Genomic DNA, 21,086 nt, shown 5'->3' with positions numbered 1-21,086 from the left:
AAGAGCGATCAGAACAAGCGCCCGACGTTGAACAGGGTCAGCAGCCCCAGCACCGCGAAGATCACCGCCGCGATGCCGTGCACCAGCCCGATCGGCAGCTTCGTCGCAGCTTGGTGCCCCAGCAGCACCGCCGGCACGTTGGCCAGCATCATCCCGAGCGTCGTGCCGGCCACCACTGCGGGGAGGTCGGCATACCGCGCGGCCAGCGCGACGGTCGCGATCTGCGTCTTGTCGCCCATCTCGGCGAGGAAGAACGCGATCACCGTGGTGCCGAACACGCCGAAGCGTTGCGGCGTGCCGTCGTCCTCGTCGATCTTGTCGGGAATCAGCATCCACGCGGCCATCGCGATGAACGACCCGCCGATGATCCAGCGCAGCGTGTCGGGCCCGAGCCAGGCCGCGATCGCGGTGCCGACGGCGCCGGCCAGCGCATGGTTCACGAGGGTCGCGACCAGGATGCCGAGGATGATTGGCACCGGGCGGCGGAACTTGGCGGCCAGCAGCAGCGCCAGCAGTTGGGTCTTGTCGCCGATTTCGCCGAGCGCGACGGCGCCGGTCGAGACGAGGAAGGCTTCCATGGAAGGATTTTCCGGGGCCGGTGGACGCAATGACCGCGCCGCGACCCCGGCCCTTCCGGAGGCAGCACGGTCATCGGTCTTGCCAGGCGGGCGACGTGGTCGCTGCTGCCTGCGCCATGGCCGGTGGGGCCAAGTGTGTTGACGCAAGCCCCTGCAGGTGCTGCAGGGCGGCTACTCCCCAATGACGGGTGAAGGCGGCATTCTAGCCGCCGAAGTTCTGCAAGGCCGGCTAGCGCGAGACATGGATCACGTCGCGCACGATCGGGTAGATGTGGTTCTGCCAGCGCCGGCCGCTGAACACGCCGTAGTGGCCGACGCCGGCCTGCACGTAGTGCGTGCGCATGTAGGGCCGCAGCCCGCTGCACAGGTCCTGCGCGGCCAGCGTCTGGCCGGGCGCGCAGATGTCGTCGCGCTCGCCTTCGACCGTCAGCAGGGCGGTGCGGCGGATCGCGGCCGGGTTGACCGGGCGGCCGCGGAACCTGAGCTGGCCCAGTGGGAGCGCGTACTCCTGGAACACCAGCCGCACGGTCTCGAGGTAGAACTCGGCCGGCAGGTCGGCGACCGCGAAGTACTCCTCGTAGAAATGGCGCGTCGCGGCGGCCTGCTTCAGCTGGTCTTCATCGGGCTCGGGGTGCGCCAGGTTCTCGTAGTAGGCCTTGAAGGCGTTGATGTGCCGCTCCTTGTTCATGCTCATGAACGCGGTCAGCTGCACGAAGCCCGGGTAGACGCGCCGGCCGGCGCCGGGGTAGCGCCACGGCACGGTGCCGATCAGGTTCTTCTCGAACCAGGCGATGTCCTGCGTCGTCGCGAGCTTGTTGACCTCGGTCGGGCTGATGCGGCAATCGATCGGCCCGGCCATCAGCGTCAGGCTCAGCGGCGTGGCCGGGTGGCGGTCTTCCGACATGATCGCGACGGCACTCAGCGCGCTCACGCAGGGCTGGCAGATCGCCATCAGGTGCGCGCCCTCGCCGATCGCCGCGAGGAAATCGATCAGGTGCTGCGTGTACTCGTCGAGCCCGAACGGGCCGGCCGCGAGCGGCATCTCGCGGCCGTTGTGCCAGTCGGTGATGTAGACGTCGTGGTCGGCGAGCATCGTGCGCACGGTGTCGCGCAGCAGCGTCGCGAAGTGGCCGGACATCGGCGCGACGATCAGCACGCGCGGCTGCGGCACCGGAGTGTCCTTGCGGAAGTGCAGCAGCGTCGCGAACGGCGTGACCAGCGCGGCCTCCTCGGTGACGGCGACCGGCTCGCCGGCGACCAGCACGCAGTCGATGCCGAACGCCGGGCGGTGGTGCGTGACCTGGGCCAGGCCCATCAACTCGCAGGCGGCTGCGAGTTTGCGGTTGGGGGCCCACGCGGCCCAGCCGAAGCTCGGGTCCTGCAGCATCGGCAGCGCCGTGCGCGCCAGCGTCTGCAGTGGCCACATCATGTCGGCATGGGCCTGGTAAGCCTGGTACATCATGGGTTCTCCTGCGCGCGGTGGCGCGCATTGGAGAGCCAGCAACTTGCGCGCCAGCCCGTGGCACAGCGCTTGCAAGACCACTGCCGACACGCCGCCCCGCCGCGTGGTTTCGGAGACCCCGCATGTCGACCGTCGCCGCGAAGAAGCCTGCCGCCAGGCCCGCAACGAAGAAGGCGGAGCCGGCCACCGCGAAGGCGACGCTGACGCTCAGCAGCCGCAACTACTCGTCGTGGTCGCTGCGCGGCTGGCTGCTGGCGCGCTTCGCGGGGCTGGACTTCGACGAGGTGATGGTGTCGCCCGACGACGCCGATGCGCGCAAGGAGCTGCTGCTGCTCGCGCCGTCGATCCGCGTGCCCTGCCTGACGCACGAGGGCGCGAAGGTGTGGAACACGCTGGCGATCGCGCAGTACCTCGACGAGATCAAGCCCGGTGCCGGGTTGATGCCGAAGGATCGGATCGCGCGCGCGCACTGCCGCTCGGTCAGCGGCGAGATGAACTCGGGCTTCGCGAACCTGCGCAGCTCGCTGCCGATGAACCTGAAGGCGCACCATCCGGGGCACAAGATCTGGGCCGGTGCGCAGCCGGACATCGATCGCATCACCGAGATCTGGACCGAGTGCCTCGAGTTGTACGGCGGCCCGTACCTGTTCGGTGCGCAGCGCACGATGGCCGACGCGATGTACGCACCGGTCGCCACGCGCTTCGTGACCTACGGCGTCAAGCTGAACAAGCCCTGCATCCTGTACTGCCAGACCATCCTGGCGATGCCGGAGATGAAGGAGTGGATCGCCGCGGCGAAGGCCGAGCCCGACGACATCGAAGAGCTGGACATGGAGTTCTAAGACCCAGTCCAGGGTGTCACGGCGGGCACCTCGCAGGGCGCCGGCATGTCGATCGACGTGAAATCCGACGGCCCGACGATCTCGATGTACTCCATGTCGGGCGAGTAGTCGAACAGGTAGTGCACGATGCCGGGGCGCTGGTGCACGCAGTCGCCGGCCGAGACCAGCGTCTCGCGGTCCTCGTACATGAACTTCGCCCAGCCCTTGGTCATGATGACGATGTGGAACTCCGCCTCATGACGGTGCCAGCCGGTGCCCTTTTCGGGTGCCAGGTTGGCCTTGACGAGCTGCGCGAGCACCCGGCCGTGCGTGGCCTGCTCGACGCCGAGGTCGCGGTACAGGAAGAAATCCCGCAGCCCGTCGCTGCGCCAGGCGGTGTCGCCCGGCTTCACGTGTGAGAACTTCGTGGTGGTGCTGTCCAGCATCGCGATCCTCCAGCGTTCAAACGGTGGGCTGCGGCATGCATGAAGCGTTCCACGCGGGGCCGGGTAAAGTCGCGCGACAACAGGGGACCGTCATGAAGAAATTCGCGACCGCGATGCTCGCAGCCTGCCTCGCCGTGACGGCCGGCTGCGCCAACTACGAACCGCCCAAGGCCTGGGAAAAAGGCAACCTGGCCAAGCCCGAGATGACGATGGGCGGCGATGCGCTGGAGCAGCGCTTCGAGCAGCACATCTACACCAGCAAGGAGAACGCGTCCGGCGGCTACGGCGTGGGTGGCGGAGGCTGCGGATGCAATTGAAGAACGCTCCCTTCGGCCCCCTCGTGCTCGCCGCGATGGCCCTGCCCGGTGTCGTGCATGTGTCAGCACATGCCGAGAACGCCCCCGAGCAAGGCCTGGTCGGCCTGCGCTTCCTGAACTACCAGGACTCGCAGCCCGGCTGGAAACGCGTCACGGTGAACTCGCCGTCGTTCCTGCTCGTCGCACCCATCGGCCGCGACTGGGGCCTGGAGGCGACCGCCACGGTGGACCACGTGTCCGGCGCGACGCCGCGCTACCACAGCAACGTGTCCGGCGCGTCGACGATGGACGACGAGCGCAAGGCCGGCGACCTGAAGGTGACGCGCTACTTCCAGCGCGCATCGGTGTCGCTCGGCGGCGCGTACTCGACCGAGCACGACTACCTGTCGCGCGCGTTCTCGCTGGCCGGCACGCTGGCCAGCGACGACAACAACACCACCTGGAATGCCGGCTTCGGCCATGCCGGCGACAAGATCGACCCGACCGACGGCGGCTACGACGGCAACGTCGCCGACGAACGCAAGCGCACCAACGACTTCATCGTCGGCGTCACGCAGGCCGTCACCGGCGACGACCTGGTGCAGGCCAACCTGACGCACAGCCGCAGCACCGGCTACCTGAACGATCCGTACAAGGCGCTCGACGTGCGCCCCAGCGAGCGCCGCCAGACCGCGCTGCTGCTGCGCTGGAACCACCACTTCGCTGGTGACGGCTCGACGCTGCGCAGCAGCTACCGCGCCTACAACGACAGCTGGCAGGTCAAGGCGAGCACGCTGCAGCTCGAATGGGTGAAGCCGGTCGGCGGCGGCGTCAGCCTGACGCCGCTGCTGCGCTACTACACGCAGAGCGCCGCATCGTTCTACGCCGATCCGGTGTACGACACGACGCTCGGCGCGCCCTTCCCGGTGGGCTGGGATGCAAACGCCTACAACTCGCTGGACCAGCGGCTGTCGGCCTTCGGTGCGTTCACGCTCGGGCTGAAGCTGCAATGGGCCGTCGACGCGCTGTGGACCTTCGACCTGAAGGGCGAGGCCTACCAGCAGCGCGGCGAGTGGCGCGCCGGCGGCGAGGGTTCGAAGGGGCTGGAGCCGTTCAAGGCGCGCATGGTGCAGGTCGGCATCAGCCGCAAATTCTGAACGTGAGCACCGTGTTCCACCCGATGTCGGCGCGCGCCGAGGCGCAGGCCGACGACCTCGGCTTCGGCTTCGGTGCGATGGCCTGCGAATGCGAGATCCGCATCGCCGGCCTCGGTCGCAAGAAGGCCGAGCCGCTGGCGCGCGAGGCGATCGACGAGGTGCGGCGCATCGAATCGAAGTTCTCGCGTTACCGCGATGCGAGCGTGGTGTCGCGCATCAACGCCGCGGCCGGCGGCGGGCAGCCGGTCGAGGTCGACGTCGAGACGGCGGACCTGCTCGACTTTGCGGCGCAGCTGCATGCGAGCAGCGGCGGGCTGTTCGACATCACCTCGGGCATGTTGCGCCAGGCCTGGGATTTCAAGGCTGGCCGCAAGCCTGCCGACGGCCAGCTCGCGCAGCTGCTGCCGCGTGTCGGCTGGAGCAAGCTGCGCTGGCAGCGCCGCGGACCGGGGCAGATCGGGCGCATCGAGCTGCCGATGGCCGGCATGGAGCTCGACTTCGGCGGCTTCGGCAAGGAGTACGCGGCCGACCGCGCCGCGACGCTGCTGCAGTCGCGCGGCGTGCGCCACGGTATGGTCAACCTGGGCGGCGACATCCGCCTGATCGGCCCGCGGCCCGACGGCCGGCCCTGGGTGCTCGGCGTGCAGCACCCGCGGCACGAGCGCTCGCTGATCGCCCGCATCGACCTGGCCGACGGCGCACTCGCGACCAGCGGCGACTACGAGCGCTTCTTCGAGCAGGACGGCGTGCGTTACTGCCACATCCTCGACCCGCGAAGCGGCATGCCGGTGTCGCACTGGCAGTCGGTCAGCGTGGTGGCGCCGGCCTGCCTGGCCGCCGGCGCGCTGACGACGATCGCGATGCTGTTGCAGGGCGACGCGCTGGCGTTCCTGCAGTCGCAGAACGTCGGCTACCTGGCGGTCGATGCGCAGGGCGGCATCCACCGGCACGAGATCTGGCAGCGCGGCGAGAGCGAGGCGCTGCCGCCGTGAGCCGCCTCCAACGGCGGGCGCTGCTCGCGTTGTGCGGATCGGCGGCCGCGCTGCCGTCGTGGGCGGCGAGCCGCTGCTTCGGCACGGTGGCCCAGGGCAGGCTCGAAGACGGCGTTGCGCTGCCGAAGGACGGTGCCAACTACTCGGCCTACAGCCGGCTCGGCGTGACGGCCGGCCGCACCCATGTGCACTCGACGGTGCGCGACATCGTCGTCGACGCCTATGCGCAGCTCGCGACGGCGCTGCCCGGCACGGTGTTCGTCTACGGCGAGACCGGCTGGGCGGGAGGCGGCCGCATCCGGCCGCACCGCAGCCACCAGAACGGCCTGTCGGTCGACTTCTTCGTGCCGGTGCGCAACGCGGGCGGCGCGTCGGTGCCGCTGTCGACGGGCGTGACGAACAAGCTCGGGTATGCGATCGAGTTCGATGCGGCGGGGCGCTTCGGCGACCTGCGCATCGACTTCGCGGCGATCGCGGAGCACCTGTTCCAGCTCGCGGAGTCGGCACGGCGTCACGGCGCGGGCCTCGCGATGGTGATCTTCGATCCGCCGTACCTGCCGATGCTGCTGGCCACGCCGCGCGGTGACTGGCTGCGCGAGCACGTCAACTTCATGAAGGGCCGCGCGTGGGTGCGGCACGACGAGCACTACCACGTCGATTTCCGCATCTCCTGCAGGCCGCTGGGCTGAGGCTGCTCAGGGTTGCGGCGAAAGGTGCAGGTGGCGCAGCTGCCAGCCGGACGGGGCACGCGTCCACAGCATCGTGAACGCGAGCCGTGCGGAGGCCGGCGCCTTGTCCGGCATGCCGATGCCACCCAGGCGCGTGCCGGTCACGAGGGCGGTGTCGCCGAAGCTCTGCAGCTTCAGGTCGGCGACCCGCAGGTCGATCTGCCTGCCGGACTTGAACAGGCCGTCGAAGGCTTTCGCATCCAGGTGCAGCAGCTCCTTCGACTCCGGCACGGTCTCGGTGAAGCCCTCGGCGGGCAGGTAGCGCGCGACGGCATCGAGGTCCTTCGCGGTGATCTTCGCGAAGAAGTCGGCGGTGGCCGCGGCCGGGTCGGGCTCGGCGCTGGCGGACAGGGCGTTGAGCAGCGTCATCGAGAGGGCGATCGACGCGAGGTGGCGACGGGGTGGCATGCGGGTCAGGCCGGCGCGATGTCGAAGCCGACGGCCTTCAGCGCGATCTCGGCCGCCTGCTGGTCCTGCAGCGCGTTGCCGCCCGAGATGCCGATGCCGCCGACGACGCGGCCGTCGTGGACGATCGGGCAGCCGCCGCCGACCGCGACCAGCCGCGGCCGGTGCGCGAGTTGGGCAACGACCGGGTCCTTCACGATGTCGCTCCACACGTGGGTGCCGAGGCCGAACGACGCAGCCGTCCAGGCCTTGTCGATCGCGACGTCGACGGTCAGGAACGGGGCGTTGTCGGTGCGGTCCAGTGCCTTCAGGTGACCGCCGGCATCGGTGATGGCGATGGTGGCTTCGATGCCGATGTCCCGGCAGGCGGCGCGGGCGGCGTCGATCAGGCGCGCCGCAGCGTCGCGGGCGATCGACGTGGACGCAATGGTGAGAGAGGTCTGCGAGTGGTTCATGGGGCTTCCAGTGAGTGAGGCCCGAACTCTAGAATCGCAACCATCGATTGATAAGACTCCTCAGAAAGTATCAATTTCAAATGAAAGTTGGCAATATCGCGGACTTCGACGTGCTGATCCAGACCGCGCGGGGCGGCTCGCTGACGGCTGCCGCCGCGGCGCTCGGCATCACGCCGGCGGCGGCCAGCGCGATGCTGAAGCGGCTGGAGACGCAACTCGGCACGCGGCTGTTCGAGCGCTCGACGCGCGCGATGCGGCTGACGGCGCAAGGGCAGACGCTGCTCGGCTATGCGACCCGCGCGTTCGAGCTGCTGGCCGAGGGCGAATCGCAGGTGACGGAAGAGCGCGGTGCGCTGGTCGGCAGCTTGCGCGTCGCGGCGCCTTCGGACCTGACGCGCACGACGCTGCTGCCGTGGTTCAGCGAGTTCCTCGCGGCGCATCCCGGGTTGCAGTTGTCGCTGTCGGTCGGCGATCGCCCGAAGGACGTGGTGCGCGACGATGTCGATGTCGCGTTGCGCTACGGCACGCCGGCCGACTCGGGTCTGGTCGCGCGGCTGCTGGTGCCGGCGCGGCCGGTGCTGTGTGCATCGCCCGACTACCTGCGCCGGCATCCCGCCCCGCAGGTGCCGCAAGACTTGTTGCAGCACAACTGCCTGACCTTCGACCGCGGTGGGCGCAACTTCCGCGGCTGGCGCTTCGGTCGCGACGGCCATTGGGTCGAGGTGCGCGTCAAGGGCGACCGCACCGTCGACGATGCCTCGCTGGCCCGCGAATGGGCGGTGGCAGGGGCAGGGGTGCTGCTGAAGTCGCAGATCGACATTCGCGGCGACCTGCTCAACGGTGCGCTGGTGCCGCTGCTGCCCGAGTGGGAGACCGAGCCTTACCCGCTGCACGCGCTGCTGCCGAGCGGCCGCTTCGTGCCGGGGCGGGTCAGGGCGCTGGTGGATTTCCTGGCGAAGAAGTTCGATGACATGCCCAACGACTCTGTCACCGAACTGAAAGGCATGTTTGGCAAGGCGGCTCGCACCGTGACGCTCGAGGAAATGAACCGGGCGATCAAGGTGCGTGGCACATCGGCCGAATGACGCCTTGCTGAGCCGACACGGAAGCGTCGAGGACAAAAGTCTTTGGAACGCCTTGAGCGCGCGTGCGACTTAGAGGGGGCCATGGAGCCCGGCACAACGCTGGCGAAATGGAAATTCGTCCCGTGAACCGTTGCCCAACAAGGCTGTAGTGATGCAAAAAGTCAGTGATCGACCAATCCACCAGCGGGCTCATTCTGAGCCTCCAAAATCTCCCTTTCGAGAGCGTACCGCCGATTTGCGAAAGGCCGCAAAGAGGCTCAATTCACACATAGGCTACGCATTTCTCAGCGGTAATACCCACAAGGCGAATGCACTTCTGCATTCCCAGGGGGATTTCGACGATGTTGAGAAATTCTCTTATCTTCTGCAGCCTTCGACGCGAGATATGCTCAAGTCGACACTTGGGTCTGACGGCGTTGTCGAGATAAAAGCCTTTCAATGTTTCCTCAGAGGCGAGCGATGTGAGTGGCGCGATGTCGCCGCGTTCGCAAAACAATGGGCAACGAAGTGGAAATACCGAGATGGTCGTAAAGACTTGCAGGAATTTTCATGGGCGGAACATTTGAATAAGGCCGTTCAGGCGTTTCAGAGAATCAGTGAGCCGCAGAAAAATAATGAGCAATTGTCATTTGTCTGGGCGGAGGAGGTGGAGCCTGAGACTTCCTCGCGAGAGTTGCCCCTTGATTCCTTGGAGGACGAGGTCCGGCTTCGTTTGAAAAACGCCTCCGCGTCCGAGGCGGGGGTGGTAGATTTGTCGGACATCTCTTGTACAGATCGGCATGCACCTGACATCATGGCCCAACAGGTGTATTTGTTTTCCATCAGTCATCCTGATGCCAAGCTGAAAATCAAGCTTTCAGGTGAGTTCCGCGCCGGATTGTGCCTATATTTCAAACTGCCGCCTGTTGACGGCAAGAAATTCAGTAAAGAGGAAAAGATGGACCAAGCATGGCGGCCGGCGTATTTTGCGGGCGCGGCTGAACGGGGGCGCGGGGGGCGCTGGCGTCCGCGCTCGCTGTCAAGCGAGGCTGATTCTGAAACAAGGAAGCGGAAATTCGCGAATCTCGCCGGAGTCGCCAAGGATCTTGCTGTCAGCGCACCTCAGAACGCAGGGCCAGTGGTGAAGTTTCTTATCGATGTCTGCAACAGAACTGAAGACAAGGGGGAAATTGAAGACATGGGTAGGTCACTGAGTGATGTCTATGACTTGTACGGTGGCACGCTAGCCCTTCAAAAGAGGAACGATGGACTGAGCGAAGAACGGGAAGATATTGCTAGCATGCTTCAGCATGCCATAGAAAATGGCGATTATTCTGCCAGATATGGTGATGCCACTATTGAAAATTCATGGGTGCGACTGGAGAAGTTGCGAGGGGCGACGCTCGGAAATCATGGTTGGGAGGTGTTGAATCCCGCGATGACAGGTGATGTCACTCTGAGGAAGCAACAGTTTGACAGTCTTTGCAGATTGACAGGTTACTATATTCATTTTCAACCTGATAATAGCAAGCGGTTGATTCGCGCCCTGTATGCACGATGTAATGCTGAGAACGATCCCGACGCGATGAGGAATCTTCATGCGACGCTCAAAGCCAGTTGTGAATTGGTTGAGAATTGGTCTCTCCAGGAGGCGGGGAAGGGAAATCCCAAGTACGGGAGGGATCGAAAAAAGATAGTGAAAAATTTGAATGATTTTCTGAAGAAGTCGGATTTCTCGAAAAAGGTGAATAAAGCGCTTCGGCATTGATGATTCGCTGCGCCCATGCGAGGCAGTACCGCGAAACGGAGTTTCTTTGCAACCGCCGGGTCCCTTCAAGGACCTGATGTGCTCAGGGCAAACGGGGTGTGCTGGCTCTGATCTCCAATCGCGGCGACCCCGCCCGCATTCGCCCGATCACCGCAGCCTGCCCGAACCCCGTGGCATGAAATCGCGCCAGCACCTGCGCCGCCGCCTCAGGCGCGCAGCTCACCAGCAGTCCCCCGCTGGTCTGCGGATCGGTCAGCAGCGCCTGCTGCCATGGCTGCAGCTCGGGCGCGAGCGTCACGTCGGCGCCATAGCCGGCCCAGTTGCGCGCCGACGCACCGGTCACGATGCCGTTGCGGGCATGGATCGCGGCCGATTCGATCAAGGGCAGCGCGGAGAAGTCCAGCTCGGCCGCCAGCCCCGACCCCCGGCACACCTCCAGCAAGTGCCCCGCCAACCCGAAGCCGGTCACGTCGGTCATCGCATGCACGCCGTCCAGCCCGCCCAACTCGCTGCCCACGCGGTTCAGCTGCGTCGTGTGCCGGATCATCTCGGCATACCCCGTCGCATCGAGCAAGCCCTTCTTCAGCGCCGCCGACAGGATGCCGACGCCGAGCGGCTTGCCCAGCACCAGCACGTCGCCGTCGCGCGCATCGGCATTGCGGCGCACGCGATCCGGGTGCACCAGCCCGAGCGCGACCAGCCCGTAGATCGGCTCCAGCACGTCGATCGAATGGCCGCCCGCGATCGGGATGCCGGCCTCGCGGCAGATGCTCGCGCCGCCTTCGAGGATGGCGCCGATGACCGCCGGCGGCAGCTTGTCGAGCGGCATGCCGACCAGCGCGAGCGCCATGATCGGCGTGCCGCCCATCGCGTAGATGTCGGAGATCGCATTCGTCGCCGCGATGCGGCCGAAGTCGCGCGGGTCGTCGACAATCGGCGTGAAGAAGTCGGTGGTGGCCACCAGCGCCTGCTGATCGTTCAGCCGGTACACCGCCGCGTCGTCGGCGGTCTCGGTGCCCACCATCAGCTCGGGCGGCACCAGGCCCTGCGGCGCGCGCGCGAGGATGTCGGCCAGCACGCCGGGTGCGATCTTGCAGCCGCAGCCACCACCATGCGAGAAGGAAGTGAGTCGAATGGGTTCGGTCATCGTTGAAGTGTCGATCAAAAAACGCCTGAGGGCACGCCCTTGAGCCACAAGCCCACCACGGTCGAGGACCTGCCCGCCTTCAGCGTGCTGATCGACGTGCGCACGCCGGCCGAGTACGCGCTCGACCACATCCCCGGCGCGATCAACTGCCCGGTGCTCAGCGACGACGAGCGCCGCATCGTCGGCACCACCTACGTGCAGGTGTCGGCCTTCGAGGCCCGCAAGATCGGCGGCGCGATGGTGGCGCGCAACATCGCCGACCACCTCGACCTGCTGATGCGCGACAAGCCACGCGAGTGGCGCCCGCTGCTCTACTGCTGGCGCGGCGGCATGCGCAGCGGCAGCTTCGTCAACTGGCTGCGGCTGGTCGGCTGGGATGCGCAGCAGCTGAAGGGCGGCTACAAGTCGTGGCGCGCGCACGTGATCAGCGAACTGGCCACGCGCGCGCCGGCGCTGCCGCTGCGCGTGCTGTGCGGCCCGACCGGCAGCGCGAAGACGCGCGTGCTGCACGCCTTGGCAGAGCAGGGCGAGCAGGTGCTCGACCTCGAGGCGTTGGCCGCCCACCGCGGCTCGGTGCTCGGCGACCTGCCCGGCACCGAACAGCCGTCGCAGAAGGGCTTCGAGACGCAGCTGCTGCACGCGCTCGACGCGCTCGATCCGTCGCGCCGCATCTGGGTCGAGGCCGAGAGCCGCCGCATCGGCCGGCTCAGCGTCCCCGAGCCGCTGCTGCAGCGCCTGCGCGCGAGCCCGATCGTCGAGATCGCCGCGACGCGCGAGGCCCGGCTCGCCTACCTGCTGCGCGACTACGCCTGGCTGGGCGACGACCCGCAGCGCCTGGCCGACAAGCTCGGCGGCCTGCGTGAACTTCTGCCGAAAGAGACGCTGGCAAGCTGGCAGGGCTGGGCGCTGCGGCGCGAGCTGCCGCCCCTGTTCGAGGCGCTGATGGCCCAGCATTACGATCCGCTCTACGCCCGCTCGCAAGGGCGGCAGTTCGAACGCATCGGCCAGGCGCAACGCGTCGAGGCCGACGACCTCTCTCCCGATGGCATCGCGGCACTCGCGCGGCGCATCGCCTCCCTTTCCTGAACCCCCTGGATCCCACCGATGAAACGCTCGCTCCACCACCTGTTCGCCACCGTCTCGCTCGCGCTGATCGCCGGCACCGCCGCGGCGCAGACCGCCACGCCCGGCGTGCTGCGCGTCACCGCGATCCCCGACGAATCGCCGACCGAGCTGGCGCGCAAGTTCGCACCGCTCGGCAAGTACCTGGAGGGCAAGCTCGGCATGAAGGTCGAGTGGACGCCGGTGACCGACTACGCCGCGGCCGTCGAGACGGTGGTCAACCGCAAGATCGACCTGGCCTGGTTCGGCGGCTTCACCTTCGTGCAGGCGAGCGTGCGCTCGAACGGCAAGGTGATCCCGCTGGTGCAGCGCGAGGAAGACGAGCGCTTCCGCTCGGTCTTCATCACCGATGCGCAGAGCGGCATCGCGAAGCTCGAGGACCTGAAGGGCAAGACGCTGAGCTTCGGCTCGGCCTCGAGCACCTCGGGCCACCTGATGCCGCGCAGCTTCCTGCTGGCCGCGAAGATCAACCCCGACGCCGACCTGAAGCGCGTCAGCTTCTCGGGCGCGCACGACGCGACGATCGCGGCGGTGGCCAGCGGCAAGGTCGACGCCGGCGCGCTGAACATCTCGGTGTGGGAGAAGTTCGTGGCCGACAAGAAGGTCGACACCAGCCAGGTGAAGGTGTTCTTCACGACGCCGGCCTACTACGACTACAACTGGACGGTGCATGCCGACATGCCGGCCGAGCTGCGCAACAAGATCCAGCAGGCCTTCCTCGCGCTCGACCCGGCCACGCCGGAAGGCAAGGAAATCCTGGGCCTGCAGCGCGCGACCCGCTTCATTGCGACCAAGCCCGAGAACTACGTCGGCATCAAGGCCGCGGCAGAGAACGCCGGCCTGCTGAAGTGAACGAAGCTGCAGCGGCCGTCGAGCTGCGCGGCCTGTCGGCCCCGGCGGCGCCGGGCGTGCCGGGCCTCGCGTTGCGTGGGCTGGACCTGCGCATCGCGGCGGGCGAGCAGGTCGCGGTGATCGGGGCCTCGGGCGCGGGCAAGACCAGCCTGCTGATGGCGCTGGCCTGCGCGGTGCGGCCGGCGAGCGGCAGCGTGTCGCTGTTCGGCCGCGATCCGTGGGCGATGCCGGCGCGCGACCTGCGCCGGATGCGCGGCCGCTTGTTCCTCGCGCCGCAGGTGCCACCGCTGCCGCCGCGCCAGCGTGTCGTCACGGCGGTGCTGGCCGGGCGGCTGCCGGCGATGGGGCTGCTGCAGAGCCTGCGCACGCTGTGGAGTCCGCGTGACGCGGGGCTCGCGCAGGCGGCGCTGACGGAGGTGGGCCTGGCCGACAAGCTGTGGCTGCGCGTCGACCGCCTGTCGGGTGGCGAGCGGCAGCGTGTCGGGCTGGCGCGCGCGCTGGTGTCGCAGGCGAGCCTGTGGCTGGTCGACGAGCCCTTGTCGGCGCTGGACCCGACCCGCGCGCGCGGCGTGATCGATGCGCTGCTCGGTGCCGCGCGGCGCGACGGCCGCACGCTGGTCTGCAGCCTGCACCAGGTCGACGTGGCGCGCGAGCGCTTCGAGCGCATCGTCGCGCTGCGTGCCGGCGTCTGCGTGTACGACGGCCCGGCGACCGGGCTGGACGATGCCGGCTTGCGCGAGCTGTACGCCGGCGAGCTGCCGGGGAGCGCGCCGGCCGACCCGATGCCGGCCCCCGACGCGTTGCCCGAGAGCATGTGCCGATGATCGGGCAGGCCATGCGTCCGACCGGTGCCGCGTTGCACGACCCGGCGCTGCTGCGCAGGGTGTCGTGGTTGCTGGTGGCGGCGGTGCTCGCGTGGCCGGTGCTGGTGTGGACCGAGTTCAATCCGGCGACCTTGCTGGAGGCGCGCAGCCTGCGCGCGACCTGGAAGTTCGTCGCCGACTTCGTGCCGCCGAAGCACGATGCCGATTTCCTGGCCGAGCTGCTGCGCGAAACCTGGCGCACCGTCGCGATCGCGACGGCGGGCCTGGCGCTCGCGTGGCTGCTGGCGGTGCCGCTGGCGCTGCTGTCGACGGCTCGCCTGTCCCTCAGCGGCCTGGCCGCGACCATGGGGCCGCTGCCGATGGCGTTTCGGCAGGTGGTGCGCTGGGTGCTGGTGGTGCTGCGCTCGATTCCCGAGCTGGTGTGGGCGCTGTTGTTCGTGCGGGCCGTGGGCCTGGGGCCGACCTCGGGTGTGCTGGCGATCGCGATCACCTACGGCGGCATGCTGGGCAAGGTGTATGCGGACATCCTGGAAAGCAGCGACCCTGCGGCCACGCAGGCGCTGCTGCGCAACGGCAGCGGGCGGCTGCAGGCCTTGCTGTTCGGCGCGCTGCCCGAGTGCGCCGGCGAGCTGGTCAGCTACACGGTGTACCGCTGGGAGTGCGCGATCCGCTCGTCGGTGGTGCTCGGCTTCGTCGGCGCGGGCGGGCTGGGCCAGCTGCTCGACAGCGCCACGAAGGTGTTCGCCGGCAGTGAAGTGAGCGCCATCCTGCTGGTGTTCGTTGGGCTGGTGTGGTTGAGCGACCGCGTGAGCGCGGTGTTGCGGCGGGTGATGGGATGAAGGCGATGAGCGAGACCAGCGTGCTGCCACCCCCGACCTCGTCGCGCCGCCGCGGGCTGCTGGTGCTGGCCGGCGTGCTGGCGCTGGTGGTGGCGAGTTTCGCGACGCTCGACCTGCACTGGCGCGAGTTCCTCGCGCCGGCCGAGCTGGCGAAGCTGGCGTCGTTCGGCGCTAGCTTCTTTCCGCCGGAGACGGCCCCGGCGTTCCTGCGCCGCACGCTGGTCGCGGCGGGCGAGACGCTGGCGATGTCCTTGCTCGGCACGGTGCTCGCGGCAGGGGTCGGCCTGTGCGTGGCCTTGCCGGCGAGTGCGCGTGGCGGTGCCGCGGCGCGCGTGGTGCACGCCGGTGCGCGCCTGTTGCTGAACGCGCTGCGTTCGATCCCCGAGCTGGTGTGGGCCTCGCTGCTGCTGATCGCGGCCGGGCTGGGCCCGTTCCCCGGCACCTTGGCGCTGGCCTTGCACACGACCGGCGTGCTGGGCCGCCTGTTCGCCGAGAGCATCGAGAACGCGGCCGCCGGCCCGGCGCTGGCGCTGCGTGTGCGCGGCACCGGTCGCGTGCGCGTCTTCCTGTGGGCGACCTTGCCGCAGGTGCTGCCGCAACTGCTGTCGTACAGCCTGTACCGCTGGGAGAACAACATCCGCGCCGCGGCGGTGCTGGGCGTGGTGGGCGCCGGCGGCCTGGGCCAGATGCTGTACTTCCACCTCGGCCTGTTCCAGATGCACGAGACCTGCACGGTGCTGCTCGCGATGATCGCGCTGGTGGCCGTCGTCGACGCGTTGTCGTACGCAGCGCGGCGGGCGTTGAACCGCTGAATTCGCTCGTTTGCAAGCGGTTCATCTGGACCGGTTGACCCCAACAGGGCCGGATTTCTACACTCCGCCGCAGCCTGAAAGGGCAAGCGATGTACGGTGGCAGCCGGTACTGTCTCTATCGATATGGAGAACTCATGCAGGATCTGACTCAAGAAGAAATCGAACAGGTGTCTGGCTCAGGTGGCGTACGTGACAGCCTCATCGCCGGAGTGATCTGGAGTGGTATTGAGAAGGCGGCAGGTGCGCTGTCTCAATTTGCCGGCAATGGTCAGCCACCCAACTATGGGAACACGACCCCGATGGGTGACATGTTCTGATGAAAAAGGGGCTGGATGTGTTTCGCGCCTCCGGCCCCTTTTCAGGGGGCGCCGTTCCCATTGGGATGTCAGTGCGGTCCTTCGTTGCCAACCTGCTTGTATGCCTGATTCCGGGTTTGATGATCGGCGGAGTTCTGAGCGTCGTTTTCTCTGCTTCACCCGCTCCCGAGAGCGTCGAAATCTTCGAGTCTGATCACTGGCTGCGTGCGGTATTTCTGCTCTGCGTCTTTGCGCCTTTGGTCGAGAACTGCGTGCTGCTTTATCCGGCGCATCTCATTTCGCAAGCCGTTCGATCGCACTGGCTCGTTTGCGTGATTTCGGCAACGCCGCTGGTTCTGGCTCACGGCTACCCCGACCGGTGGGAGAAATCCATCGCGGTCGCTTGGCCCTTCATCTGGCTGGTTCACTGCTTCTTCGTCTTGAAGGAGAAGAGCGTCCCGCTCCCATCCCGGTTCTGGTTCATCTTCGCCCTGCACGCCGGCGTGAACGCCGTACTGCTCGGACTCGTTCGTCTTGCCAAACTGATTCTTTGATCATTGCGCGCCGCGGGCGACGACCGAACACTCGCGGTTCGTGCGGTGTGGCGGGCGGTCTGGCGGGGGCGATTTCTGAGGCGACGAGAAGCACAGGGTCTGAGGGCGGCGCGCGCAGCGCGCTTCGTGGACTGACTCATCGCCACTGTTTGACCACAGCGAACGCAGTGAGCGGCGGGAGTTTGGCGATGCGCCCTCAGGCCCTGTGCTTCTCGTGAAGTCGGCGCGCCAGCGCCGACCGCCCCGGCATGAGCCCCCGCCAGCCACCGCCCGCCACACCGCACGCGCCAAGCAAGAACGTCACCCACCCAGCGCCAAGAGCACCTCGTAGCAAGCCCCCATCGTGTGGTAATCCGTCTTGCCAGCCGGGCTCTTCTCGTCGCTGTACTTCCGGTTGTCGTGCGACAGTATCCGGTACCACGCCCCATGCTCGTGGTCGACGAAGTGCGCCCAGCTGTGGTCCCAGATGCGGTCGTACCAATCCCAGTACCCGCCCTCGCCGGTGCGCACCGCCAGGCACGCCGCGGCCGCCAGCGTCTCCGCCTGCACCCAGCAATACTTGTCGGTGTCGCAGACGCTGAAGTCCGGCGCGAAGCCATGGAACAGCCCGCCGTGCTTCGCATCCCAGGTGTGCTGCGTCGCCGCCGCAAAGAGCTCGCGCGCCCGCGGCAGCAGCCAGTCGCTCGGCCGGTGCCGGTCGAGGATCAGCAGCAGCTTCGCCCACTCGGCGTGGTGCCCCGGCTGGAAGCCCCAGGGCCGGACGGTATTGCGCCGGTCGTCGCCGTGCCGGTCCCAGTCGATCGACCAGTCGAGCCGGTAGTGCTCCCAGACCAGCCCGTGCGCCAGCGCCGCGAGCCGCTGCGTCGCCGAGCGCACCAGCGTCTCGGCCCGATCGAGAAACCGCTGCTCGCCGGTGGCTTCGAACGCCGCCAGCATCGCCTCGCAGGCGTGCATGTTCGCGTTCTGCCCACGGTAGGGCGCGAGCTTCCAGTCGGCGCTCGCCTCGTCGGCGTACAGCCCGTGCGCCGGCTCCCAGAAGTGCTGCTCCATCAGCCCGAAGGTCTCGTGCAGGCCGAGCCGGGCGTCTTCGATGCCGGCCATCAGCGCCTGCGCATGCGCCAGCAGCACGAACGCCAGGCCGTGGCAGTGGTTGGTCGCATCGAGCACGTCGCGCTCGCCGTAGTTGCCACCGGAACCGTGCCAGCGCACCTGCCACGCGTAGCCGCCGGTGTCGGCATCACGGTGCGCATCGCGCAAGAAGCGCAGCCCGTGGCGCGTGGCCTCGCGCCACTCGGGCCGCCCGAAATGCCGTGCCGCCATCGCATGGTTGAACACGAAGCGCGCGCTGCTGACGAGGTGGCGCGTCTCGCGGTCGTAGACGCTGCCGTCGTCCTTGAAGAAGTGGAAGAAGCCGCCGCTCGGGTCGCGGCTGCGGCCCTCGTAGAACGACATCGTGTGGAGGATGTGCCGGCGCAGGAAGTCGGGTGAGCGGAAGTCGATGATCGGTGTCATGCACTGCCTCCTCGCTTCGTCCCTGCGGACGGTGGTCACATCAACTCACGAGCTTCACCCCATGGCCCTCACCCCACCACGCGCTGCTCGCTCTTCGCGTCGAACAGGTGCGCGTCTTCCGGCTGCCAGCGCAGGTGCACGCTGTCGCCCACGTGCTGGTGCACCTTGCCGGCCACGCGCGCGGTCAGCTTGCCGACCGCCGTCTCGACCATCGCGTAGGTTTCCGGCCCGGTCGGCTCCAGCATGCTGATCGTGCCCGGCAGGCCCTGGTCGTCGAACGACAGGCTCTCCGGCCGCAGCCCGTAGCTGATGCCCGCGCCGTTGGTGGATTGCAGCGCGCCGCGCTGCGCATCGTTCAGCAGCAGCGGAACGCCGTGCGCGGCCAGGCCGTCGGCCGCCCGTTGGCTGTCGATGATGTTCATCGCCGGCGAGCCGATGAACTCGGCCACGAAGCGGGTCGCCGGGCGCGAGTAGATGTCATCGGGCGTCCCGAACTGCTGCACCAGGCCGTCGCGCATCACCGCGATGCGGTCGCCCAGCGTCATCGCCTCGACCTGGTCGTGCGTCACGTAGACGGTGGTGGTCTTGGTGCGCTGGTGCAGCAGCTTGATCTCGGCGCGCATCTCGACGCGCAGCTTCGCGTCCAGGTTCGACAGCGGCTCGTCGAACAGGAACAGCTTCGGGTTGCGCGCGAGCGCCCGGCCCATCGCGACACGCTGGCGCTGGCCGCCCGACAGCTGGCCCGGCTTGCGGTCGAGCAGGTGCTCGATCTGCAGCATCTTCGAGACGCGCTGGATCGCCTCCTGGCGCTGCGCCTTCGGCACGTTGCGCATCTCCAGCCCGAACGCGATGTTCTGCCCGACGTTCATGTTCGGGTACAGCGCGTAGCTCTGGAACACCATCGCGATGTCGCGGTCCTTGGGCAGCGCGTAGGTCACGTCGCGGTCGGCGATGTGGATGCTGCCCGAGGTGGGCGTGTCCAGCCCGGCGATCATCGACAGCAGCGTGCTCTTGCCGCAGCCGGACGGGCCGACCAGGATCAGGAACTCGCCGTTCTCGACCTCGATGTCGATGCCCTTGAGGATCTCCACCGGGCCGTAGCTCTTGCGGACGTTGCGAATTGAAAGTGCACCCATGACGTTTTCTCTTTGAAGCCCGGGCCGGTCAGCCCTTGACGGCGCCGGCGGTGAGGCCGCGCACGAAGTATTTGCCTGCGACGATGTAGACGAACAGCGTCGGCAGCGCGGCGATCATCGCGGCCGCCATGTCGACGTTGTATTCCTTCACCGCGCTCGAGGTGTTGGCCAGGTTGTTCAGGCCGACGGTGATCGGCTTCGATGCACCGCCCGAGAACACCACGCCGAACAGGAAGTCGTTCCAGATGTTCGTGAACTGCCAGATCAGCGTGACGACCACGATCGGCGTCGACAGCGGCAGCACGATGCGCCAGAAGATGCGCCAGAAGCCCGCGCCGTCCAGCATCGCCGCCTTGATCAGCTCGTCCGGCAGGCCGACGTAGTAGTTGCGGAAGAACAGCGTCGTCGACGGCAGGCCGGCGATGATGTGCACCGCCACCAGCCCCCAGATCGAGCTCGCGATGCCGAACCAGCCGAGCACCTGCGACATCGGAAGCAGCACCACCTGCAGCGGCATGAACATGCCGAACAGCATCATCGCGAACATGAACTCGCTGCCGCGGAAGCGCCACTTGCTCAGCACATAGCCGTTGATCGCGCCGAGCGAGGTCGACACCGCCACCGCCGGCAGCACCATCAGCACCGAGTTGAAGAAGAACGGCTTCAAGCCGCCGCAGTCGATGCCGGTGCAGGCGGTCGACCAGGCCTTGGCCCACGACGCGAAGCTGGGCGCGGAGGGCAGCGACAGCAGGTTGCCCTCGCGCACCTCGTTCATGTCCTTCAGCGAGGTCGTGAGCATCACGTACATCGGCATCAGGAAGACCACCGCGAACAGCAGCAGCACGGACCACAGCGCCGCGCGGTGCCAGTTGAATTTGTTTCCCATGTCTTGTTCTCTCAGCGCCCGCTCAGCGCTTGACGCGCAATTCCGAATACAGGTAGGGCACGACCAGCGCCGCCACGGTGGCCAGCATGACCGTGGCCGATGCCGCGCCCAGGCCGATCTGGCCGCGCGAGAACGCCATCGTGTACATGAAGGTGGCGGGCATGTCGGTCGCGTAGCCGGGGCCGCCGGCGGTCAGCGCCATCACCAGGTCGAAGCTCTTGATCGCCAGGTGGCTCAGCACCATCAGCGTGCTGAAGAAGACCGGCCGCAGGCTCGGGATGATGATGCGCCAGTAGATGCGGGGCAGGCTCGCGCCGTCGATCTGCGCGGCCTTCAGGATCGAGTCGTCGATGCCGCGCAGGCCGGCCAGGAACAGCGCCATCACGAAGCCGGCGCTCTGCCAGACGCCCGCGATGACCACGGTGTAGATCGCCATGTCCGGGTCGATCAGCCAGCTGAAATGGAAGTTCTCGAAGCCCCAGCCCTGCAGGACCTTCTCGAGGCCGAGACCGGGGTTCAGGATCCACTTCCAGGCGGTGCCGGTGACGATGAAGCTCAGCGCCATCGGGTAGAGGTAGACGGTGCGCAGCACGCCTTCGACGCGGATCTTCTGGTCGAGCAGGATCGCGAGCAGCAGGCCGATGGCCATGCCGAAGAAGATGAACAGGCTGCCGAAGATGCCGAGGTTCTTCAGCGCGACCCACCAGCGTTCGCTCGCGAACAGGTTGGTGTACTGCTCCAGCCCGATGAATTCGTAGTTGGGCAGCAGGCGCGAGGCCGACAGCGAGAGGTAGCCGTTCCACGCGATCAGGCCGTAGATGAAGAAGAAGGCCAGCAGGAATGACGGAGCGACGACCAGCTTGGGCATCCACTGGCTGAGGCGAACAGAGGCGGAGGATTTCATGAGCGGGCCAACCGGGGCGAGACGCGAATG

General features: G+C 67.5%; 24 protein-coding genes and 1 riboswitch. Of the genes, 14 read left to right on the top strand and 10 right to left on the bottom strand.

Features of this window, described 5'->3' with window-relative positions; genetic code table 11:
* Window positions 1-8 precede the first annotated feature (8 nt).
* Together BUE42_RS19100 and BUE42_RS19095 are read right to left on the bottom strand one after the other, a co-directional pair.
* Window positions 9-578 carry a TMEM165/GDT1 family protein gene (locus BUE42_RS19100; RefSeq protein WP_073466838.1) on the bottom strand — a complete coding sequence of 190 codons (570 nt, stop codon included), beginning with the start codon at window positions 576-578 and terminating at the stop codon, window positions 9-11.
* 60 nt (window positions 579-638) lie between these two features.
* A riboswitch (yybP-ykoY riboswitch) is annotated at window positions 639-770 on the bottom strand.
* Window positions 771-807: 37 nt separating this feature from the next.
* Window positions 808-2,040: a polyhydroxyalkanoate depolymerase gene (locus tag BUE42_RS19095; RefSeq protein WP_073466836.1), complete on the bottom strand. Its 1,233-nt coding sequence runs from the start codon at window positions 2,038-2,040 to the stop codon at window positions 808-810.
* 122 nt (window positions 2,041-2,162) lie between these two features.
* On the opposite strand from BUE42_RS19095, the gene BUE42_RS19090 reads away from it, so the two are divergent.
* Entirely contained in the window at window positions 2,163-2,882 is a 720-nt protein-coding gene (locus BUE42_RS19090; protein WP_083614271.1) for a glutathione S-transferase family protein, read from the top strand.
* Here BUE42_RS19090 and BUE42_RS19085 read toward each other — a convergent pair.
* Window positions 2,879-3,307, bottom strand: coding sequence for a cupin domain-containing protein (locus BUE42_RS19085; RefSeq protein ID WP_073466833.1), 429 nt, complete (start codon window positions 3,305-3,307; stop codon window positions 2,879-2,881). The genes BUE42_RS19090 and BUE42_RS19085 overlap by 4 nt on opposite strands.
* 92 nt (window positions 3,308-3,399) lie before the next feature.
* On the opposite strand from BUE42_RS19085, the gene BUE42_RS19080 reads away from it, so the two are divergent.
* Genes BUE42_RS19080 through BUE42_RS19065 form a run of 4 tightly spaced genes read left to right on the top strand, consistent with a single transcriptional unit; the run spans window position 3,400 to window position 6,441 of the window.
* On the top strand, window positions 3,400-3,624 hold the full coding sequence (locus BUE42_RS19080) for a DUF4266 domain-containing protein (protein ID WP_073466831.1): 225 nt from the start codon (window positions 3,400-3,402) through the stop codon (window positions 3,622-3,624).
* Complete coding sequence (locus BUE42_RS19075; RefSeq protein ID WP_073466829.1) at window positions 3,615-4,760, top strand: DUF3570 domain-containing protein; 1,146 nt, start codon at window positions 3,615-3,617, stop codon at window positions 4,758-4,760. Before BUE42_RS19080 ends, BUE42_RS19075 begins: the two co-directional genes overlap by 10 nt.
* 2 nt (window positions 4,761-4,762) lie before the next feature.
* Window positions 4,763-5,752 carry an FAD:protein FMN transferase gene (locus BUE42_RS19070; RefSeq protein WP_235002458.1) on the top strand — a complete coding sequence of 330 codons (990 nt, stop codon included), beginning with the start codon at window positions 4,763-4,765 and terminating at the stop codon, window positions 5,750-5,752.
* Entirely contained in the window at window positions 5,749-6,441 is a 693-nt protein-coding gene (locus BUE42_RS19065; RefSeq protein ID WP_083614270.1) for a penicillin-insensitive murein endopeptidase, read from the top strand. Before BUE42_RS19070 ends, BUE42_RS19065 begins: the two co-directional genes overlap by 4 nt.
* A 6-nt stretch (window positions 6,442-6,447) precedes the next feature.
* Here BUE42_RS19065 and BUE42_RS19060 read toward each other — a convergent pair whose 3' ends face one another.
* Both BUE42_RS19060 and BUE42_RS19055 read right to left on the bottom strand, forming a co-directional pair.
* Window positions 6,448-6,888, bottom strand: coding sequence for a YybH family protein (locus BUE42_RS19060; RefSeq protein ID WP_083614269.1), 441 nt, complete (start codon window positions 6,886-6,888; stop codon window positions 6,448-6,450).
* 5 nt (window positions 6,889-6,893) lie between these two features.
* The gene (locus BUE42_RS19055) at window positions 6,894-7,340 is read right to left on the bottom strand and encodes a GlcG/HbpS family heme-binding protein (protein WP_073466825.1); all 447 of its coding nucleotides are present in this window, start codon (window positions 7,338-7,340) and stop codon (window positions 6,894-6,896) included.
* Window positions 7,341-7,420: 80 nt separating this feature from the next.
* Between BUE42_RS19055 and BUE42_RS19050 the strand changes: the two genes are divergently transcribed.
* Window positions 7,421-8,425 (top strand): LysR family transcriptional regulator, encoded by a 1,005-nt coding sequence (locus BUE42_RS19050; protein ID WP_083614268.1) that lies wholly within the window; start codon window positions 7,421-7,423, stop codon window positions 8,423-8,425.
* Window positions 8,426-8,576: 151 nt separating this feature from the next.
* Entirely contained in the window at window positions 8,577-10,172 is a 1,596-nt protein-coding gene (locus tag BUE42_RS32340; protein WP_143171600.1) for a hypothetical protein, read from the top strand.
* 82 nt (window positions 10,173-10,254) lie between these two features.
* Here BUE42_RS32340 and selD read toward each other — a convergent pair whose 3' ends face one another.
* A complete protein-coding gene (selD, locus tag BUE42_RS19045; RefSeq protein WP_073466824.1) occupies window positions 10,255-11,319 on the bottom strand; it encodes a selenide, water dikinase SelD in 1,065 nt (354 codons plus the stop codon).
* Window positions 11,320-11,358: 39 nt separating this feature from the next.
* Here selD and mnmH point away from each other — a divergent pair, with 39 nt between their 5' ends.
* The 7 genes from mnmH to BUE42_RS19015 all read left to right on the top strand — a co-directional run bounded on the left by mnmH (window position 11,359) and on the right by BUE42_RS19015 (window position 16,618).
* Window positions 11,359-12,405: a tRNA 2-selenouridine(34) synthase MnmH gene (mnmH, locus tag BUE42_RS19040; protein ID WP_073466823.1), complete on the top strand. Its 1,047-nt coding sequence runs from the start codon at window positions 11,359-11,361 to the stop codon at window positions 12,403-12,405.
* Window positions 12,406-12,423: 18 nt separating this feature from the next.
* Window positions 12,424-13,293, top strand: a complete 870-nt coding sequence (locus BUE42_RS19035) for a putative selenate ABC transporter substrate-binding protein (RefSeq protein ID WP_073466822.1) — start codon at window positions 12,424-12,426, stop codon at window positions 13,291-13,293.
* A complete protein-coding gene (locus BUE42_RS19030; protein WP_083614267.1) occupies window positions 13,290-14,117 on the top strand; it encodes a phosphonate ABC transporter ATP-binding protein in 828 nt (275 codons plus the stop codon). Before BUE42_RS19035 ends, BUE42_RS19030 begins: the two co-directional genes overlap by 4 nt.
* On the top strand, window positions 14,114-14,956 hold the full coding sequence (locus BUE42_RS19025) for a PhnE/PtxC family ABC transporter permease (protein ID WP_073466821.1): 843 nt from the start codon (window positions 14,114-14,116) through the stop codon (window positions 14,954-14,956). The genes BUE42_RS19030 and BUE42_RS19025 overlap by 4 nt, the downstream gene beginning before the upstream one ends.
* A complete protein-coding gene (gene phnE / locus BUE42_RS19020) occupies window positions 14,953-15,768 on the top strand; it encodes a phosphonate ABC transporter, permease protein PhnE (protein WP_073466820.1) in 816 nt (271 codons plus the stop codon). The genes BUE42_RS19025 and phnE overlap by 4 nt, the downstream gene beginning before the upstream one ends.
* 134 nt (window positions 15,769-15,902) lie before the next feature.
* Window positions 15,903-16,085, top strand: a complete 183-nt coding sequence (locus tag BUE42_RS32335) for a hypothetical protein (protein ID WP_143171598.1) — start codon at window positions 15,903-15,905, stop codon at window positions 16,083-16,085.
* Entirely contained in the window at window positions 16,085-16,618 is a 534-nt protein-coding gene (locus tag BUE42_RS19015) for a hypothetical protein (RefSeq protein WP_143171597.1), read from the top strand. Before BUE42_RS32335 ends, BUE42_RS19015 begins: the two co-directional genes overlap by 1 nt.
* A 300-nt stretch (window positions 16,619-16,918) precedes the next feature.
* Here BUE42_RS19015 and BUE42_RS19010 read toward each other — a convergent pair whose 3' ends face one another.
* The 4 genes from BUE42_RS19010 to BUE42_RS18995 form a co-directional block, all read right to left on the bottom strand.
* Window positions 16,919-18,130 carry an AGE family epimerase/isomerase gene (locus BUE42_RS19010; RefSeq protein ID WP_073466818.1) on the bottom strand — a complete coding sequence of 404 codons (1,212 nt, stop codon included), beginning with the start codon at window positions 18,128-18,130 and terminating at the stop codon, window positions 16,919-16,921.
* Between the two features lie 68 nt (window positions 18,131-18,198).
* Window positions 18,199-19,266: an ABC transporter ATP-binding protein gene (locus BUE42_RS19005; protein WP_073466817.1), complete on the bottom strand. Its 1,068-nt coding sequence runs from the start codon at window positions 19,264-19,266 to the stop codon at window positions 18,199-18,201.
* Between the two features lie 28 nt (window positions 19,267-19,294).
* Window positions 19,295-20,152, bottom strand: coding sequence for a carbohydrate ABC transporter permease (locus tag BUE42_RS19000; RefSeq protein WP_073466816.1), 858 nt, complete (start codon window positions 20,150-20,152; stop codon window positions 19,295-19,297).
* A gap of 22 nt (window positions 20,153-20,174) precedes the next feature.
* Complete coding sequence (locus tag BUE42_RS18995; protein WP_073466815.1) at window positions 20,175-21,056, bottom strand: carbohydrate ABC transporter permease; 882 nt, start codon at window positions 21,054-21,056, stop codon at window positions 20,175-20,177.
* Window positions 21,057-21,086: the final 30 nt, after the last annotated feature.

It is taken from the genome of Rhizobacter sp. OV335 (assembly GCF_900142965.1).
In the GTDB taxonomy this organism is placed as follows: Bacteria; Pseudomonadota; Gammaproteobacteria; order Burkholderiales; family Burkholderiaceae_C; genus Rhizobacter.
This window is presented reverse-complemented; position numbering and strand designations above follow the sequence as displayed.